Origin of the sequence: Streptomyces sp. NRRL S-340, assembly GCF_000720185.1 — a bacterium.
Lineage (GTDB): Bacteria > Actinomycetota > Actinomycetes > Streptomycetales > Streptomycetaceae > Streptomyces.
Genome location: NZ_JOIY01000008.1, coordinates 65,400 through 82,216 on the forward strand (window position 1 = coordinate 65,400; position 16,817 = coordinate 82,216).

Below are 16,817 nucleotides of genomic sequence, written 5' to 3' on the forward strand. Positions count from 1 at the left end.
TCGATCGCCCGTCGATCCAGTCGCCGAAGGCAGCCGCGTACTGGTCGGGCGTCCGCCGCTGCCAGGCCGGACGCGGTCGTCAGCTCGACCGGTGCGACATGGTGGTGGCTCCGCCCCGCGACCTCGCGTGAGCCGACCTGGAGCACTTCCGGCGACGCCCGGAACACCCCCGCCAGGACAGAACACTCGTCGAGTGCCGGGCACCCAGCGGTTCTCAGCCCGCCGGGGTACCGACCAGGAGGTCTCCCGCGGTGCCCGCCGCGTCGGGGCGGTAATACTCCCGGATGGCTTCGGCCCAGGCCGGTACCGACGCCTGGTCTGTGCCCACCGGCTCCAAGGCGTCGAACAGCGCGTTGATGTTCGGCAGGGCGAAACCGATGGCCCGCATGACCGCCACGAATGTCGGGCGCTCGACCAGTCCGTCCCCGTCCAGGTCCGTCACAGCCGTGAGCGCTTGGGCGAACTCGTCGACCGCCCCGGCGAACCGCTCCGGGCTGAGGACGATCGCTCGGAACTCCTCGAAACTGATGTTGCCGTCGCCGTCGGCGTCCAGCTCGGTGACCAGAGTCGTCCAGAACCTGCGGAGGGCTCCCGCCATCGCGGTGCGCTTGGCGGCGTCCGCCTCGGGTACCGCCGCGACGACTCTGTCGGCCATCAGCTCGAAATCGTCGGACTCGATGGCGCCGTTGCCGTCGGCGTCGAACAGTGTGAACACCAACCGGACCCGGTCGACTGCCTCTGCCTGCATCAGGACCCACCCCTTCACATCCGCTTTTCGGCACCGTCCACTTTATGGAGCAATGGGCGGCCGGCTCTTCGAATGCGCAGCGTTCACACGAACGAGTGGCAGCGACCGGGAGGTGGTGCAACTGCCTCTTCGGCCGCCGGTTCATCGCCAGGAGGGTGCCCCGCGAGAAGCCCGCCTCCTGCCGGAAGAGGACGGAGAAGCCGCCCCTCGACGGAGGCTGCGGAACCCAGAACTCAGCCGAGGGCTTCCCGCAACCTCTCGCAGACCCGCTCCACTTCCGCCGCCCCGGGGAAATATCCCGCCGCACCCATAGCCACCTGCAGTGCGGGACCGGAGGCACCGAACCGGGCCATGTCCTGTCTTCCGACGGGCTGCACAACGAAGTGGACATGTCCGGGAACCCCGCCGGCATGCGACCACAAACACACGTACACCTGCTCCGGGGCCATGACCTCGGTGACGGCTGCGCTCACCCGCCGCAGCAACGGCCCCAGCTCGCCGGATTCCCGCGCGGTCAACTCGGCGACGTGCACCACATGCCGAGTCGGCTTGACCACAACGGTGCCCAGCCCCAGTGGCCCGACGCAGTGCTCGACGACCCAGGAGTCGGTCCGCAGCACGTTGCCGCCGGGCAGCGGCGCTCTGCCGGCCGTGAGGTCACACGCCGAACATCCGCCGGCCGCGCGGGCGTCTGCAACCATCGACGCTTCCCCCCGTCTGCGCTGATCCCCTTGCTCGCGCTCAGCATTTGAACACAGAGGCCTGACCCGCGAGGGGCCGACGAGCAAAAAGCTCCCGACGGAGTACCGTTCGCGGCTTCGCTCGCGGAGGCAGCTATTCCGCATCGACGCGGCGACGGCAACTTACGGCCGGATGAAGGCACTTGCCCGAACCGCGCAGGCATGACCCGGCCGGGACGGGCAACCAGAAAGGAACCCAAGGAATAAAGAAGCCAACCGGGACAGGTCAGGAGATTTCGATGTCATCCTACAGTCGCACGGGCGCACACGGGACGAGCCGGACCAGCGGACTGGCGATCGCGGGACTGGTCTGCGGCATAGTCGGCCTCTTCTTCCTGCCGGTCATCCTCGGTCCGCTGGCCATCATCTTCGGTGCCGTCGCGCTGCGTCAGACCGGTTCCGCGATGGCGAAGTGGGACATCGGCCTCGGAGTGGTCGACATCGTGTTCATGGTCGTGATGTTCGCCGTCGCGGCCAACAACGGCGGCAGTTTCACCTGGAACTTCGGCTGACCCGTGCCCGCCCGCTCCCGCCCCCGCCACGCCCCGAGCCGGGCCTGTGGCGGGGGCTGGGCTGTCCGGGGCGGGAAATTGGGGAGCGCCGGCCGCCGCGTGGAGGGCGTCGGCGGGAGGGAGACTGCCGCCGGTGATCGTCTGCTGACCGCCCACGCGTGAACCGTCTGGAAAGACCTCGCGGCCGTTCGTTTGGACCCTTTCCCGTTCCCCTTCCTATTCCCGTTCCCTTCCCCGAGCCTTTCTTGAGCTGGGTTTGTCGCGGAGATCCACCGCGCCGCGCAGTGATGTCTTGTTTCCGCCAGCAAGATCTGCCGTCGTGCCCATTCCGGCGCCATGACAACGGCATCCACCACGGAATCAGTAGGGGTTCTTACCGGCATGTATGCGGCTGAGGCCGAGCACCTGGCGGCAGGAGGCCCCGGCGAGGCTTCGTTCGACCTGCTCGCCCCGTTCTTCGCTCCGGATGGTGCTGGTGTCAGGCGGTGAGGGTCTTGTGGAGAGCGTCGAGGCCGTCGCGGTAGATGCCGGTGAACAGGTCGGTGACCTCGTCCTCGGTGGCGCCGTCGGGGTTGAAGCGGCCGGACCACTGGACCTCGGCGGCGTTCTCCTGCCCGGGGACCGTGTGGACGCGGAGGGTGGAGACGTAGCCGGTGACGGGGAAGGGCGCCTCCAGGATGGCGTAGCTGTAGTGGCGTTCGGTCTCGTTGAAGTCGACGAGGCGCTCGCTGATGACCTCGCCTTCGGGGTTCTTCAGCCGGCGGACCCGGCCGCCTTCGAGCGGGGTGCTCTCGCGGATGTAGGGGAGCCAGTCGGGCAGGGCGTCGAAGCCGCCGATGAGGCCCCAGACCCTGTCGGGCGAGGCGGGGACGATGCGGCTGACGGACGTCGAGGCCATGGTGTTCCTCCGGATGGTGCTGCCGGTGGGTGTTTCGGGGCGGGTGGGGTCAGGCGCCGTCGGGCAGCGGTGCTGCGGGGCTGACCAGGTCCGCGGCGCGCAGGTCCGTCCAGAACGCGGCCGGGACGGTCTCGTTCAGAGCGGCGGTGTCCTCGGCGATGCGGCTGGGGCGGGTGGCGCCGGGGATGACGGCGGCGGCTGCCGGGTGGGCCAGGGAGAACTGCAGGGCGGCGGCCTTGATGCTGATGCCGTGCTTGTCGGTGAGCGCCCTGAGACGCTTGACCTTCTCGATGATCTCCGGCGGGGCCTGCTGGTACTCGAAGTGGGTGCCGCCGGCGAGGATGCCGGAGCTGTATGGGCCGCCGACGACCATGTCGACGTTCTGCTCCTGGGCCATCGGCAGCAGCCGCTGCAGGGCGTGGGCGTGGTCGAGGAGGGTGTAGCGGCCGGCCAGCAGGAACCCGTCGGGCTTGGGCTCGTCCAGGGCCAGGGTCATCTCGATGGGCTCGGTCCTGTTGACGCCCAGACCCCAGGCCCTGATGACGCCCTCCTCCCGCAGGCGGGACAGGACACGGAAGGCCCCGGTGCGGGCCTCCTCGAACTTCTGGACCCACGCGTCGCCGTGGAAGTCCTGGGCGATGTCGTGGACCCAGACGATGTCGAAGCGGTCGACGCCCATCCGCTCCAGGCTGCCCTCGATGGAGCGCTCGGTGGCGTCGGCGGTCCACTCGTGGAGCACCTTGTTGGGGTTGCCGTGCTCGAACAGGCCGCCCTTCTCGCCGAAGTCGGGGACGTCGGTCTCCTCCTCGTCCAGGATGACCCGGCCGACCTTGGTGGACAGCACGTAGGAGTCGCGGGGCCTGGCGGACAGGACCTGGCCCAGGCGCTGCTCGGCGAGGCCGGCTCCGTAGAAGGGGGCGGTGTCGTAGTAGCGGATACCCGCGTCCCAGGCGGCCTCGACGGTGGCGCGGGCGTCCTCGTCGGGGATCGCGCGGAACATGTTGCCGAGCGGGGCGGTGCCGAAGCCGAGCCGGCCGGGAAGGATGTTCTTCAGGGACATGAACGGTGCCTTTTCGATCGATGCCTCGGTGTGGGGTGAGGCTGCGGGAGCGGATGCCTCCCGGTGCGGCGGCTCGCCCGAGGGAGCCGGGCACGGGGTGGGGGACCCGCCGGGCGGTACTGGCGAACCGCATTTAGATGCAGGAGCGCCTTATGTGCGTTCACAATAATTGCAGACGCGGGCTAATGCAAGGCTGTCCGTAAGGTCCACCCGTTGCCCATCAGGATCGGGAATGTCAGGGACGACAGAGGGGGCGGGCCCGTGATTCAAGGCTGCACCGGAGGTCGCCCGGCGGTCTCCGGTGCGCCCGGCGCCGCGTGCGGGGCGGGCGCGGGCGTCGGGCGCGTCCCGGTGGCCTGCGGGCCGGGCACGGGGGATTGCCGGAGCGAGGCGGACGCGGGGGAGTGTCCGGGCGGGGCGGACGTGGGGGAGCCGGAGCACCCGAAGGACGAGGGGACCGGCACGGCTTCCCGTGCCGGGGCCGTGCGCTGCGGCGGGCGGCGCCGGGCGAACCACAGCACGGCGACCGTGTAGAGCGCGACGCCCGCGAGGTCGATCACGACGATGGGCAAGGTCGCGTCGGCGGCCGTCTCCTCGCTGCTGAGGCCGTCGACGGCCGCCGCCGACAGGCCGAATGCCAGAAGGTTGTTGACCGCGTGCAGACCGATGGCCGCCTCCAGACCGCCGGTGCGAACGGTCAGCCCCCCGGCGAGCAGCCCGAAGACGACGAGTTCGGCGAAGCCCCACAGCGTGCCCCAGCCGTGAGCGGCTGCGAAGAGCACGGCCTGCGGCGCCACCGCACACCACGGTGAGCGGAAGAAGGCGCCCACGGACTGCAGCAGCCAGCCCCGGAAGACGTACTCCTCGGCGGCCGACTGCAGGGGAACCAGGACGACGAGCATCGCCATCGCGGGCAGGAACGCCTCCGGGCGCGCCCACCCGGACGGTGCCACGTCCTGCCCCGGCAGCAGCAGTACGACCCCGAAGGACAGGGCGAGTACCGGCAGCGCCACCAGGACGCAGAGCCCCAGCCACCGCCACCGCAGCCCGCCGGCGACCGACGACGCCGTACCGGCCGGACGGCGGCCGATCCAGCCCGCGGCCAGCAGGACGAACGGTATGACGGAGGCGATCAGCAGCAGATCGACGGCCGTGTTCGCCACCGGCCCGAAGTCGGCGAGGCCGTCCCGGTCCTCCGGGTAGCCGCCGATGTCACCGATCACGGCCGCGAGAAGGAGGATCAGCCCCAGCGCCGTCGTCCAGGCGGCGCCGATGAACAGCGTTCCCGTCACCGGCCGCCACCAGCGGTAGCGGCGCGAGACACGGGCAAGCCGGTGGAACGGGAGCGGCGGTGCGCAGGGCGGAGGCGAGAACTTCATGATCACAACTTGCCCGAGCGGCCGTCCCCCGTCATCGGCCGTGCGCAGGATCCACGTCTCTACCCAAAGGTAGAGACGGTCCCGGCCGGGGAGGGCGTGCGCCGGGCGGTCCGGCGGCGCCGTAGGCTCGGCCCGGACATGGAGACGATACGCAACTGGCTGCCTCCTGCGATGATCGCGGCGGCCGAGGCCGCCTGGCTGGGCCCCGGCGCCGCCTGGGCCGGAGAAGCCGCCCCGGGAGCGGCGGGCGCCGCCGGCGCGGTGTGCGCCCTGGCCGTCCAGACGGCCGCCCTGGGCCACCGCCGCCGGACACCGGTGGGGGCGCTGGCGTGGACGGTCGCCGCTTCCGTCCTGGGACAGCTGTCCTGGCCGGACGGGTACCTCGGCATCGGCACGCTGGCCGCGCTGTACTCCCTGGCGGTCCTCCGCCCCGCCTCCGTGACCGTGCGGGCTGCGGCGGCGGTGATCGGTACGGAATGGCTGCTGTCCCTCCTGCGTGTCGGCCCGCACCCCGCGCTCGTACCGGAACTGGTGCTCAGCACGGTCGTCTACGCGCTCTGTGCGGGACTCGGTGAGAGGCGGCGGCAATGGCTCGCCGGGCGGCTCACCGCGGCCCGGCGGCTGGCCACCGCCGAGGACGGCAGACGGCGGGCGGGTGAGACCGAACGCGCGCGTCTCGCCCGGGAACTGCACGACGTGAGCGCCCATCACCTGACGTCCGTCGTCGTCACCGTGGACGCCGCCCGTCGGCTCGGCGGCAGCAGACCCGGCCTGCGGGCGGAGGCTCTCGCGTTCGCGGAGCGCACCGGCACCGAAACCCTCACCGCTCTGAGGGGACTGGTCGGCCTGCTCCAGGACGCGGAGCGGCCCGGCCCACCGCAGCCGATGACCGCACGGATGCGGGAACTCGTCGCCGAGTTCGGCAGACTCGGCCGCCCCATCGCCACGGAGATCCCTCCCGACCTGGCGGGCCCGGCCGCTGAGGCCGCTTGGGGCATCCTTCGCGAAGCCCTCACCAACGTGCTGCGCCACGCGCCCGGCACGGCCGTGCGGGTGTGCCTGCGGCGCTCCGGCGGGCAGCTCCTGCTGGCGGTGGACAACACCGCGCCGCGCCCCGCCGGCACACCGCGCCCGGCAGCCGCACTGGGCGCGGGCCGGGGGATCGACGGCATGCGGAGGCGGGCGGCCGCGGCCGGCGGGCGGCTGACCGCGGGACCCGGCCCCGACGGCGGCTGGCAGGTGCGGGCGGCGCTGCCCGACGACACCGTCCCGCAGCCCGCGACCACCGCACCCCGGCGCCGCGACGCACTGCGCGTACAGCGCCTGTGCGACCCGGCGCTCACCGCCGCCGCCGGTACTCTGCCCCTGTTCGTGGCCCTCGCCGACATGGAGAACCGGACGGACACCGGCCACCGGACCGGCGTCGGCCGTCTGGCCGTCCTCGCCCTGCTGGCCGCCGTGCACGCACTGCCGCTGCTGTGGCGGCGGCGCGCACCCCGGGCCGCCCTCGCCGGCGTACTGACAGCGGCCTGGCTGTGGCCGCCGGCCGTCGCCTGCTCACTCCTGCCCGCCCCGATGGCACAGTTCCTCGCCGCAGGCCTCGTCGCCGAAGCGCTCGCGGTCTACGCCGTCGCGGTGTACGGCCCCCGCCCCGCCGGCACCTGGCCACTGGCCTTGGTGGCCTCGGCCGCCGTGGCGGCGGTGCTGCCGGTCACGGCCGGCGCCGACGGGACGCTCGGCGGCCTACCCGCCTCGTGGACCTCGGCCCTCGTCATCACCGCGGTGACATGGGCCCTGCTGACACCGGCGTTCGCGCTGCTGTGGACCACCGGACTGGCGGTCCGGCGCCGCCGGCTGCGCGTGCTGGCGCGCGAGGACCACGCGCTCGCCAGTTCGGCACGGCAGGCCGCCCTCGCGGCGGACGCCGAACGGCGGCGGCTGGCGGCGAAACTGCGCGAAGCGGTCCTGGACCGCACCGCCGGCGTCGCCGAGAACGCCGCTCACGGACGGCTGGAAGACGTCGCCGACGCGGCACGCTCAGCCCTCGCCGCGATGCGCGAGCTGCTCCACAGTCTCGACGGAGCCGACCAGCGCGGTCAGCGGCTCGCACCGTCGCCCACCGCCGCCGACCTCGGAGCACTGTGCCGCCGGCTGCGGGCGGCGGGACGGGACGTACGGCTGCGCGGCCTGACCGGCGCGGCCGAGGAACTACCGCCGTCAGTGGGACTGTTGGCGTACCGGATGGCGGCGTCCGCCCTCGACGCCGGTGACCGGGGGCCGGCCCGGGTCACCCTCCGCCGGCGCCGCGCTACCCTGCACATCACGGTGTCAGGAGTACCCCTCGCGGTCACCGGGCCGGTCGCGGAACGCCTGCGGGTGCAGGCCGACGCGGGAGAGGGACGGATCACCTTCGCTCCGACCGGTACCGTGCAGGTGTCACTCCCCGTCTCACCGCGATCCACTCCGACTCAGGAGGTGCCGCCGTCACCACACATGTGATGGTCGTCGACGACCAGGCGGTGGTCCGCGCCGGTTTCGCGGCCATGGTGGACGCCGAACCCGACCTGACGGTCGTGGCGGAGGCGGGCGACGGGGCGTCAGCGGTGGAACTCGCGGCGGCCCGGGCACCCGATCTCGTCCTGATGGACATCCGCATGCCCGGCATGGACGGACTCACCGCCACCCGTCTCATCACCGGGCTGGAGACCCGGCCCAGGGTGCTGGTGCTCACGACGTTCGATCTCGACGAGTACGTGTACGAGGCCCTGCGGGCCGGTGCGTCCGGCTTCCTGCTCAAGGACGCTCAGCCGGAGGAACTGCTGACCGCCGTCCGGGTGGTGGCCGCAGGCGACGGCATCCTCGCCCCCGGCGTCACCCGCCGGCTCATCGACACCTTCGCCCGGGGCGGCTCGCTGCCGCCTCCGGCGCCCGCGTTCCTGGCCCGGCTCACCCCGCGCGAGCGCGAGGTGCTCCTGCAGATCGCCTCGGGCAGGACCAACGCCGAGATCGGCACCGAACTCGGCGTGGCCACGGGAACGGTCAAGACGCATGTGAACGCCCTCCTGGCCAAACTCGGCCTGCGCGACCGGGTACAGGCGACGATCCTGGCGTACGAGAGCGGTCTGATCCGGCCCGGTGGCACGCCCGCCGTGTGACCCGGCCGGCCCGCGCACGGCTGACCACCGGTCCTGCGGCCGCCGAGGCCGCCGGGGATGTTGATGCCGCCGCGGGGCGTCGATGCCGCCGAGGACGCCGGTGGCGCCCAGTGCCTCGGGGATGCCGATGCGGCTGACGCCGCCGAGGACGCCGATGCCGCCCACGGCGCCATGCCGTCGCTGATGTCGCCTGCCGCGCCTGCCGTCCCCGTTCGCGAAACCTTCGGTGCGTTCCGGGAACAGCCGGTTCGGCCGGCAGCGTTGCACGGACCGGGGGACCGGGACAGCACGGGCGGGGAGCGCGGAAGGCGCGAGGTCGTCGCCGACGCAGGATCCGGGCCCTCCCGGGTCCGCGGTACGTTCGCCGCGCACCCGGACCGACACGCGAGTCCCCAGGAGGATTGTCTGATGACTGACCGGCCCTTGACGCTCATGGCGGTGCACGCCCACCCCGACGACGAGGCCACCGGAACCGGAGGAGTCCTCGCGCGGTACGCGGCGGAGGGCATGCGCACGGTTCTCGTGACGTGTACCGACGGCCGTTGCGGGGACGGGCCGGGAGGTGTCAAGCCGGGCGATCCGGGACACGATCCGCAGGCCGTCGCCCTGATGCGCCGTCAGGAACTGGAGGCGAGCTGTGAGGTCCTGAAGATCAGCGACCTGGAGATGCTGGACTACGCCGACTCCGGGATGATGGGCTGGCCGAGCAATGACACCCCCGGGTCCTTCTGGCAGACGCCCGTGGAAGAAGGCGCCGCCCGCCTCGCGGAACTCATGCGGCACTACCGGCCCGACGTGGTCGTCACCTACGACGAGAACGGCTTCTACGGGCACCCCGACCACATCCAGGCCCACCGCATCACCATGGCGGCACTGGAGATGACCGAGCTGACCCCGAAGGTGTACTGGACGACGATGCCCCGCTCGGCGATGCGGCGGTTCGGCGAGGTCATGCGCGAGTTCCACGAGGACATGCCGGAGCCGGATCCCGCCGAGGCCGCCGCGATGGCCGAGATAGGCCTCCCCGACGAGGAGATCACGACCTGGGTGGACACCACCGCGTTCAGCGGCCAGAAGTTCGACGCACTGGCCGCGCACGCCAGTCAGGGCGAGAACATCTTCTTCCTCAAAATGGGCCGGGAGCGGTTCGGCGAGTTGATGGGCATGGAGACCTTCGTACGGGTCCGGGACACGACCGGAGCGGCCCTACCTGAGAACGACCTCTTCGCCGGACTGCACTGATCCGGCGGGCAGAGGTCGGCTTTTCCGGTCTCTGATCCTGAGAACACCAGATCCACGACAGCGCGCGCAGCCGCCGAGTGGGGGGCAGGGCGGCCCGCGCCGCCCTGCCCCCTGGGCGCGCCGCCGGCCGGAGCACGCCGGCGAAGCGCCGGATGACCGTCACGGCCGGCACGGACTGCCGTCGACCTCGGCCAACGCCCCTCCGGTACCGGGGCTGGACGTGCCGTCGCGGCAGCAGATGCGTCGGGGGCCCCCGGGGGGGCCTGCAGTCAGTGGGACGTGACGCCGTGATGGTGCCGCGCAGGGCCGCTGTGATGTCCACCCGGGACTTGAGGTGGACAAGGGATGCGTCGCGTTCCCCGGGGATCAGCGATGTGGGATCGTAGGCCGGCGTCGTGGCCACGTTGGTGGTCAGACCTACGTCCTTCAAGCCGACTGCGTCGAGAGCCGTCCTGAGCTTTTCGTAGCGAGGTACGTCCGCTCGGGGGTTGCCGGCGCCGTTCGGGAAAACGGGCACGGCGAAGCCGGTTCACCCGATGTCCTGCAGTTTCCTCATGTGCCTGACGGCGCCCTCGGCGTGCCGGGGGTCACCCGGGCGCAGGTTGACGGTGAACATGAAGAAGCTGCGACAGATGTGCTGTGTACTCCTCGTCACCATCCCAGGACTTCGCTGAGGTAACCACGGGCCATCTTGGCGTACTTCAGCGGGTGTGCCGTCGCCGGGTCCTGTTCGGCCTCGACGACCAGCCATCCCTCGTAGCCGGCTTCCCCCAGCGTCGAAAGGATGGGCTTGAAGTCGATCGCGCCTTCCGAGTCTCCGGGAACGGTGAAGACGCCCTGAAGGATTCCCTCCTGGAAGGACAGGTGGTCGCTCTTCACCTTGTCGGCCACGGACTGGCGGACGTTCTTGAGGTGAACGTGCTTAATCCGCTGCTTGTGTCTTTCCGCGGCCTTGAGTGGGTTGTCGCCCGCGAACTGGAGATGTCCGGTGTCGAACAGCAGATGCACATGGTCCGGGTTGGTGTGCGCCATCAACCTGTCGATGTCTTCGGCCGTCTGCACGCCAGTGCCCATGTGATGGTGGTAGCACAGCTGCATCTTGTTGTCCGCGGCCAGCTTGCCGATTTCGTTGAGCCCGCTGGTGAGGAGATCCCACTCTTCGTCGGTGAACTCGGGGCGGTGCTTGAAAACCGGGATGGGCTGCAGGTGGGACGACAGTCCGAATTCTGCGACCACGATGTCCCTGCCGCCCACTTTCTCGAGGAACTTCAGTTGCCTCTTGAAGTTTTCGACGGTCCGGTCTTTTTCGCCGATGGTGAAGTAGGTGCTCACCCAGGGCTCGGACACCTTCAGACCACGCAGGTCGAGTGCTTCCTTGAGCACGGCGGGGTCGGAAGGGTACTTGTGACCGATGCTGCAGCCCTGGAATCCCGCGAGCGCCATCTCGCTCACGCATTGCTCGAACGGGATCCCGATGTCGATCAGCGGGAAGTCGTCGTTCCACCACAGTGTCGGCGTTACGCCGAGTGATACCTTGTCGCGACCCAGGTTCGGGACAGTGCTGGTCATGACACTTCCTCCTCTTGGCAGTCCTCGAATGTGGGCGGAGTGGCCCACGATCCGTAGCCCGGTGCCTTCGCGCCGGATGGATGGGCACCGATGGCCCGCCACAACAGGCCCTCGGTGTAGGCGTCGGAGGAGACGACGAACAGGGGTTTGCGTCCGTCTCCGCCGTGCGCGGGGTCTTCCCCGTCCTGGTCTTGTCCGGACATGGCCTGCCAGAACCGGCTTCCCCCGGGCCGGCTGTCGTCCGGGACGGCGGGCTTCGCTCCGCTCCGTCCGGGCGCCGTCCAGGCCGCCACGTCCATGCGTCCCACCAGTTCCGGGCCGTACCAGACGCCGACATACCAGAGCTTGATGATGCTTTTCACCACCGGATCGGCGGGGGCGGCAGAGGGATCGGAAGCCATCGCCTTCTCGATCGCATCCAAGCCTTCTTGATCCACCACCGTCTTGTAGTACACCTCCGCCTGACCGGTTCCCCACAGGTCGAACTCGCTGAACCCGGTCACAGTGGCAGAGAACTTCACGAAATCACGCAGCTTCTTTTCTGCGTCCGTGCTGTGCGTCACGATCCCGCCTCCTTCGACAGCTCGAATGTCGGGCCGGCGTTCGCCCCTGGATGCCCTGTGAGCGGGTTGCGGACGAGTCGGTGCATACTGTCGCGCATCCGGAACATCTCCCAGACCGCTTTGAGCAGAAGGTCGGGCTGGCCGTTGAAGGCCAGATTGATGCTCGTCAGGAAGGTGGCGTAGAACTGGTTGAATTCCCTGGCCGCCGCCAGGATCTCCGGGTCTCCCGCGAGGTCCGCCAGCTTGATGTCCGGCTTCACCGGATAGACCGCATCCCAGTCGACGTTCAGATCCGGGCCGGAAGGCTCGCCCGGCTCATCGCCCTTCTGGTAGTACCTCCCCTTTTCCAGCTGCTGGAACCTGTAGTAGTGGGCGATCTCGTCCTGGCTGTCGAAGATGCCACCGTGCAGCCCTTCACCCTGCTCCGCGACGAGGGTGAGCGCCGCGACTGCGGTGTCGCGGCCGGTCACCTTGATCACGTCGCCGCCACCGGAGTAGAAGTACTCGGGAGTCACCTGGCGAGCTGGATCGCCGGTGAAAATCGTCTTCCCTGCCTTACGGGCCTGGTCCTCCAGGTGGTTGATTCCCCGGATGATCTCCTCGTAGAACTCACCGATACTCAGGAAACGCTCGGTGGGTTCTCCGGGGACGAGGCCGAAGGTTGCCCCGGACTCCTCGAGTTCCGCCAATTTCTCCGATGACGGCGCCGCGCCGTTGGACGTCAGTCCGAGGGCCGCCCAGTCCACCGGTACGAACCTGTCTTCCTCGGTATCCGCCTCCACCGGCTTCTCGATCTTCAGGAACGTGTCGAGAGCCTCCTGCGAGAACGGCCGGAGATGCACCTCGAAGTAGTCGGGACCGCACGGCAGTCGCGTCGGATAATTCGGTACGAAGTTCGGCTTGGTGAGGTCCGGCGTCCCGCCCACGGCGTTCATGACGTTCGCGACCAGGGTGAGGTGCAGCATCTCCTCGACGGCCACGACCCTGATGACATGCCAGGCGTCCGAGTTCTTCCCCGGATGCAGCGAGTAGAGCGCGGTCAGGTAGGGCGGGAGCGTTGCATGCTCCAGCTGGAGCCCCTTGTACAGGTATTCGTGCAGCTCCTCGATGGTCTGGATCTTGGGGTCCGGAGCGGGCTCTGATGCTGAAACGGACATGTTCCCCCAATCGTGGGCGGTGGGCGGTGGGCGGTGTCGCGTTCAACCCGCCGTTCTGCAAGCCGTCTACCTGCGGACGGTGACCGGCGCCTTCGCGGCACGCAGGTGCCTGACGACGTGGGCCGCACTGCGGAAAGCGAGCGCCGCCATGGTCAGGCTGATGTTGGACGTCCCGATCGAGGGCAGGCTGCCGGGCCCGACAAGGTAGAGGTTCTCGTGGTCCCACGAGTGCTGGGTGTGGTCGACCACGGAGTTCGCCGGGTCGGTCCCCATGATGTGAGTGCCCGCCAGGTGGTTGCCGCCCACGATGTTGTACCACTGGCCGTCGTGCTCGACGGCGCTGTAGCTGTCCTTGTCGTACGTGGTCCTGTCCTCAGCGCCGAGCTTCTCGAAGATGGCGGTCGCGAGCTTGCGTGCGAACGCGGCGCCTCGCATGGTGTAGGGCGGGATCTTGAACGACACGACCGGCTTCATGTTGCCGAGGGCGTCCTTGTACCGGTCGTCCACGGTGACCGTGTTGCGTTTGTCGGGCAGCAGGTCGATCATGAAGGCCAGCAGAAGCTGCCGGGAGATCTGGTTCCCGAGCGTCTTGCGCAACTCCGGCCCGCGCAGGCCCCGCTTGTCCACGAGTTCGACCAGGTCCGTGTAGGGCGAGCCGGTCGCCCACCCCCAGCCGTCGTTGTGGATGTCCACGCCGAATCCGGCTTGGATCCCGCGGAATCGCCCGCCGCGCAGGTCGGTGATCCCGCTCGTGCAGGTCGTGCCTCGCATCGTGCCGGCCGGCTTGGGCAGCAGGCCCCAGGACAGCAGGTACGCGTGGTCCATCAGGTTGCAGCCGATCAGCTTGCTTCGGCTCATCCGCTGCATGTCGGAGGCCAGCATGAGCCGGGCGTTCTCGATGGCGTGCGCGCAGAGGATGTAGACGGTGCCCTTCACCGTGTACGTCTCGTACTTCTCGGAGTTGAGCGCCTCGTAGTTCTTGATGGTGATGCCGGTCACCCGTTTGTCGTGCTCGTCGATCTCGACCTTGGACGCGACGGCTTGCGTCACGATCGTGACGTTGCCCTTGCGGAGCGCCTTGGCCAGCGTCTTTCCCGCGTGGTATTTGGCCTGCACGGGGCAGATCGGGACGCAGTTGGTGTTGCCCTGACAGCGCTCGCCCTCTTCCACCTGGCTCGTGCTGACCGCGCCGACCGGGACGAAGCCCTTGCCGCCGTCGTACGCGGCGTTCGGCACGCCGTTACGGGCCTGCGGAAAGCTCCGCACCCGGAGTGTGTATTCGTCGTCCGCCAGGGTGACCCGCATGCCGTCCACGCCCCGGGCGACCGTCCGGTCGAGATAGGACGGCGGCATGCGGTGCATCGGGAACACGTATCCCTTCGGGAAATGCATTCCCAGGTAGGTCTGGTCCTCGACTTCGGCGGCTACGCCCAGTTCGGCCTCGGCCTGCCGGTAGTAGGGCTCCAGGTCGTCATAACTGAGTGGCCAGTTCAGGCCCTGGCCGTACTTGGTGCGCAGGTCGAAGTCCTCGGGAAGCATGCGCAGCGCTTTCCCCTCCCAATGCATGGAGGTGCCGCCGAGGACCCGGGTGAAGGTGGTGTCCGTGCAGTACTTGTCCTCTTGCACGAGGTAGAAGTCGTCTCGGGGCGTGTCCGGACGCACCGGCATGGTGTCGGTGCTCCTGGGCATCCGGGCGTTCGGGTTGAACGGGTACGGAGACTGGTTGTCCTTGACGACTGCGCCGTAGAACCGCGACAGGTACGACTCGTACTCGGCGAGGTCCAGGTCCTTGCCGGGACCGGCTTCGAGAATCACCACCCGGTAGCCCGCCTGGCCCAGCTGCTCGGCGACGATGGAACCTGCCATGCCGCCACCGACGACAACGGCATCCCACTCGCCTTGCGCGGCCTCTGCGGCGCTGGTCCGCGTCGCGGCACCGGCTGGAAAGATCACCTGGTCCGTACCGTCGTAAGACATCATCGACGCCCCTTGTCGCGTCTGGGGGTGACCTCACCCCGGTTACGGGCAGAACAGCCCGGTGACAGATCCCACCAGCCGTCAGAACGGATGGTGATTGAATGACTATCGAAAGCACGCCACTGCACTAGCGGAGAGAACCAGCTCGGAATCCGAGTTCAAGCTGGAGAACCAAGGCGAGCAAGCACCGCGGCACCCACCGATGAATCGCCAAGGGCTTCCCGTAGTCCCAGCGGGTCCCGCCGCCGGTTGCGGCCACTCGCCGCGTTTTCGGATCGTCCGCGTACATCGCATACGAGGACCATCCTCCGCTTTGCGATGGACCACAGCTGACGCCGCTCGCTGATCCACTGGGGGTCGCGGGAAGGGCCTCAGCGCGATGCTTGCATATGACGTTGTCATTTCGCCGTACCGCAGCGGGGATCTTGTCGGTGGATCCACCGTTCGGCCGTGATCAGTGACCCGGCTGCCCCGCGCCGCTGCCGCCGGCGCTGCCGTGGAGTCGTAGGCCTTAGAGCTGCGAACAAAAGGGGCGCCCGGCTCCCGACGCCCGGCACGCACGCTCGCGGCGTTGCCGGAAGGTCCTGGTAGCTCCGCCACAAGGACCTTCCGGCGCCTTGCGATCGCACGCACCGGACACCGCCCGCTGATCGGAACCCACTTTTGTTCGCAGCTCTTACTCGGCGTTCGGCGGCACGGCGGGGTGCACGGTCCTCGTCAACAGACCGTCGCGTTCACGTGCACCTCGGCGAGCGGACACGCCCCGTCGGTGTCCTCGTCGGACACATGCGTGTGACTACGTGACATGAAAGCGCCTCCTTCTCCGGCGCGTGATGGTCACAGAAGATGACTGCCGTAACCTCCATCCCGTCACGGACCTGCTCGGGGAGGGTGCTCTACCGGCGGACCGCCGAGATCAGTCCGCCGGGCCGCTCCTCGCGCCGCGGCGGGGTGCTGATCGGGCGGCCGTAGGCGGCAGCGCACTCGCGCAGGGTGTGGCTGCCGGCCTCCCAGCCGTGCCCGGCCAGCCAGCCCACCGGGTCGTCGGGCATCTCCGAGACCCACATGGACGCCGCCGATCCCGGCACGGCGTCCGCACCGAAGCGCTCGATCACACCGCGCGAGCCCAACGTCAGCCCCAGCCGGCTGCCTGCCGCCGACTGCGCGCCGATCCGGGCCAGGAGCAGCTCCACCGCGTCCTCGGGCAGGTAGATCAGCAGTCCTTCGGCGATCCACACGGTAGGTACGGCCGGGTCGTGCCCCGCGGCGGCCAGCGCGGCCGGCCAGTCCTCCCGCAGATCCACCGCGACGGTGATCCGCTCGCAGCGTGCGACGGCCCGCTCCTGGCGCAGCACCGAAGCCTTGAAGTCCAGTGGCGCGGCGGTGTCGACCTCGAACAGCCGGGTGCCTTCGGGCCAGTCCATCCGGAAGGCCCGGCTGTCCATGCCGGCACCGAGCAGCACGACCTGCCGGACACCGGACGCGCAGGCCCGCAGCAGCAGGTCGTCGAGGAACTTCGTCCTGATGACGATGGAGAACGACACGGCCAGCCGGCGCCGTCGCGCGGCCTCGTCATCGGGCAGCGGCGGCGAGGAGGGCCACAGGCCGCCGGCCGCGGCGAAGGCCTGCGCCAGCGGGTCACGGAACAGCGCGTTCTCCCGCTCGGTCTCCAGCGCCCGCACCCTGGCCACCCCCACCGCCGTGGCCCACACTCCCGACGGCTGCACCCGCTCCTGCTCATCAGTCACCGCGCCACCCTAGACGATGGATGCCGACAGGCCTGACGAGCGGAAGCCAGGGCCATGCGCGGCCGGCCG

14 protein-coding genes and 1 pseudogene are annotated in these 16,817 nt (G+C 69.7%); 5 read left to right on the forward strand and 10 right to left on the reverse strand.

Annotated features, from left to right (window positions below):
• Positions 1–214: 214 nt before the first annotated feature.
• Complete coding sequence (locus IG64_RS07680; protein ID WP_037853739.1) at positions 215–748, reverse strand: EF-hand domain-containing protein; 534 nt, start codon at positions 746–748, stop codon at positions 215–217.
• 233 nt (positions 749–981) lie between these two features.
• Positions 982–1,449 (reverse strand): HIT family protein, encoded by a 468-nt coding sequence (locus IG64_RS07685; RefSeq protein WP_037853501.1) that lies wholly within the window; start codon positions 1,447–1,449, stop codon positions 982–984.
• A 278-nt stretch (positions 1,450–1,727) separates the two neighbouring features.
• On the opposite strand from IG64_RS07685, the gene IG64_RS07690 reads away from it, so the two are divergent.
• Positions 1,728–2,000 (forward strand): DUF4190 domain-containing protein, encoded by a 273-nt coding sequence (locus IG64_RS07690; protein WP_037853503.1) that lies wholly within the window; start codon positions 1,728–1,730, stop codon positions 1,998–2,000.
• Between the two features lie 336 nt (positions 2,001–2,336).
• Positions 2,337–2,468: pseudogene (locus tag IG64_RS41990) on the forward strand (nuclear transport factor 2 family protein); the annotation flags it as partial.
• A 10-nt stretch (positions 2,469–2,478) separates the two neighbouring features.
• On the opposite strand, the gene IG64_RS07695 reads toward IG64_RS41990, so the two are convergent.
• From IG64_RS07695 to IG64_RS07705, 3 genes are all read right to left on the reverse strand, one after another.
• Complete coding sequence (locus IG64_RS07695) at positions 2,479–2,898, reverse strand: SRPBCC family protein (RefSeq protein ID WP_037853504.1); 420 nt, start codon at positions 2,896–2,898, stop codon at positions 2,479–2,481.
• A gap of 49 nt (positions 2,899–2,947) precedes the next feature.
• Positions 2,948–3,958 carry an aldo/keto reductase gene (locus IG64_RS07700; RefSeq protein ID WP_037853505.1) on the reverse strand — a complete coding sequence of 337 codons (1,011 nt, stop codon included), beginning with the start codon at positions 3,956–3,958 and terminating at the stop codon, positions 2,948–2,950.
• Between the two features lie 266 nt (positions 3,959–4,224).
• Positions 4,225–5,337 (reverse strand): CPBP family intramembrane glutamic endopeptidase, encoded by a 1,113-nt coding sequence (locus tag IG64_RS07705; RefSeq protein WP_037853740.1) that lies wholly within the window; start codon positions 5,335–5,337, stop codon positions 4,225–4,227.
• Between the two features lie 138 nt (positions 5,338–5,475).
• Here IG64_RS07705 and IG64_RS07710 point away from each other — a divergent pair, with 138 nt between their 5' ends.
• The 3 genes from IG64_RS07710 (at position 5,476) to IG64_RS07720 (ending at position 9,734) form a co-directional block, all read left to right on the forward strand.
• Positions 5,476–7,836 carry a sensor histidine kinase gene (locus tag IG64_RS07710; protein ID WP_078883848.1) on the forward strand — a complete coding sequence of 787 codons (2,361 nt, stop codon included), beginning with the start codon at positions 5,476–5,478 and terminating at the stop codon, positions 7,834–7,836.
• Entirely contained in the window at positions 7,836–8,492 is a 657-nt protein-coding gene (locus tag IG64_RS07715) for a response regulator (RefSeq protein WP_037853507.1), read from the forward strand. Before IG64_RS07710 ends, IG64_RS07715 begins: the two co-directional genes overlap by 1 nt.
• 408 nt (positions 8,493–8,900) lie before the next feature.
• Positions 8,901–9,734: a PIG-L family deacetylase gene (locus IG64_RS07720; RefSeq protein ID WP_037853510.1), complete on the forward strand. Its 834-nt coding sequence runs from the start codon at positions 8,901–8,903 to the stop codon at positions 9,732–9,734.
• 651 nt (positions 9,735–10,385) lie between these two features.
• Here IG64_RS07720 and iolE read toward each other — a convergent pair.
• From iolE to IG64_RS07745, 5 genes are all read right to left on the reverse strand, one after another.
• Complete coding sequence (gene iolE / locus IG64_RS07725; protein ID WP_037853513.1) at positions 10,386–11,303, reverse strand: myo-inosose-2 dehydratase; 918 nt, start codon at positions 11,301–11,303, stop codon at positions 10,386–10,388.
• A complete protein-coding gene (locus IG64_RS07730) occupies positions 11,300–11,866 on the reverse strand; it encodes a hypothetical protein (RefSeq protein ID WP_037853515.1) in 567 nt (188 codons plus the stop codon). The genes iolE and IG64_RS07730 overlap by 4 nt, the downstream gene beginning before the upstream one ends.
• Positions 11,863–13,023: a ferritin-like domain-containing protein gene (locus tag IG64_RS07735; RefSeq protein ID WP_051812474.1), complete on the reverse strand. Its 1,161-nt coding sequence runs from the start codon at positions 13,021–13,023 to the stop codon at positions 11,863–11,865. Before IG64_RS07735 ends, IG64_RS07730 begins: the two co-directional genes overlap by 4 nt.
• A gap of 66 nt (positions 13,024–13,089) precedes the next feature.
• On the reverse strand, positions 13,090–15,003 hold the full coding sequence (locus IG64_RS07740) for a GMC family oxidoreductase (RefSeq protein ID WP_324609562.1): 1,914 nt from the start codon (positions 15,001–15,003) through the stop codon (positions 13,090–13,092).
• An 893-nt stretch (positions 15,004–15,896) separates the two neighbouring features.
• Positions 15,897–16,712: a class I SAM-dependent methyltransferase gene (locus tag IG64_RS07745; protein WP_037853516.1), complete on the reverse strand. Its 816-nt coding sequence runs from the start codon at positions 16,710–16,712 to the stop codon at positions 15,897–15,899.
• Positions 16,713–16,817: the final 105 nt, after the last annotated feature.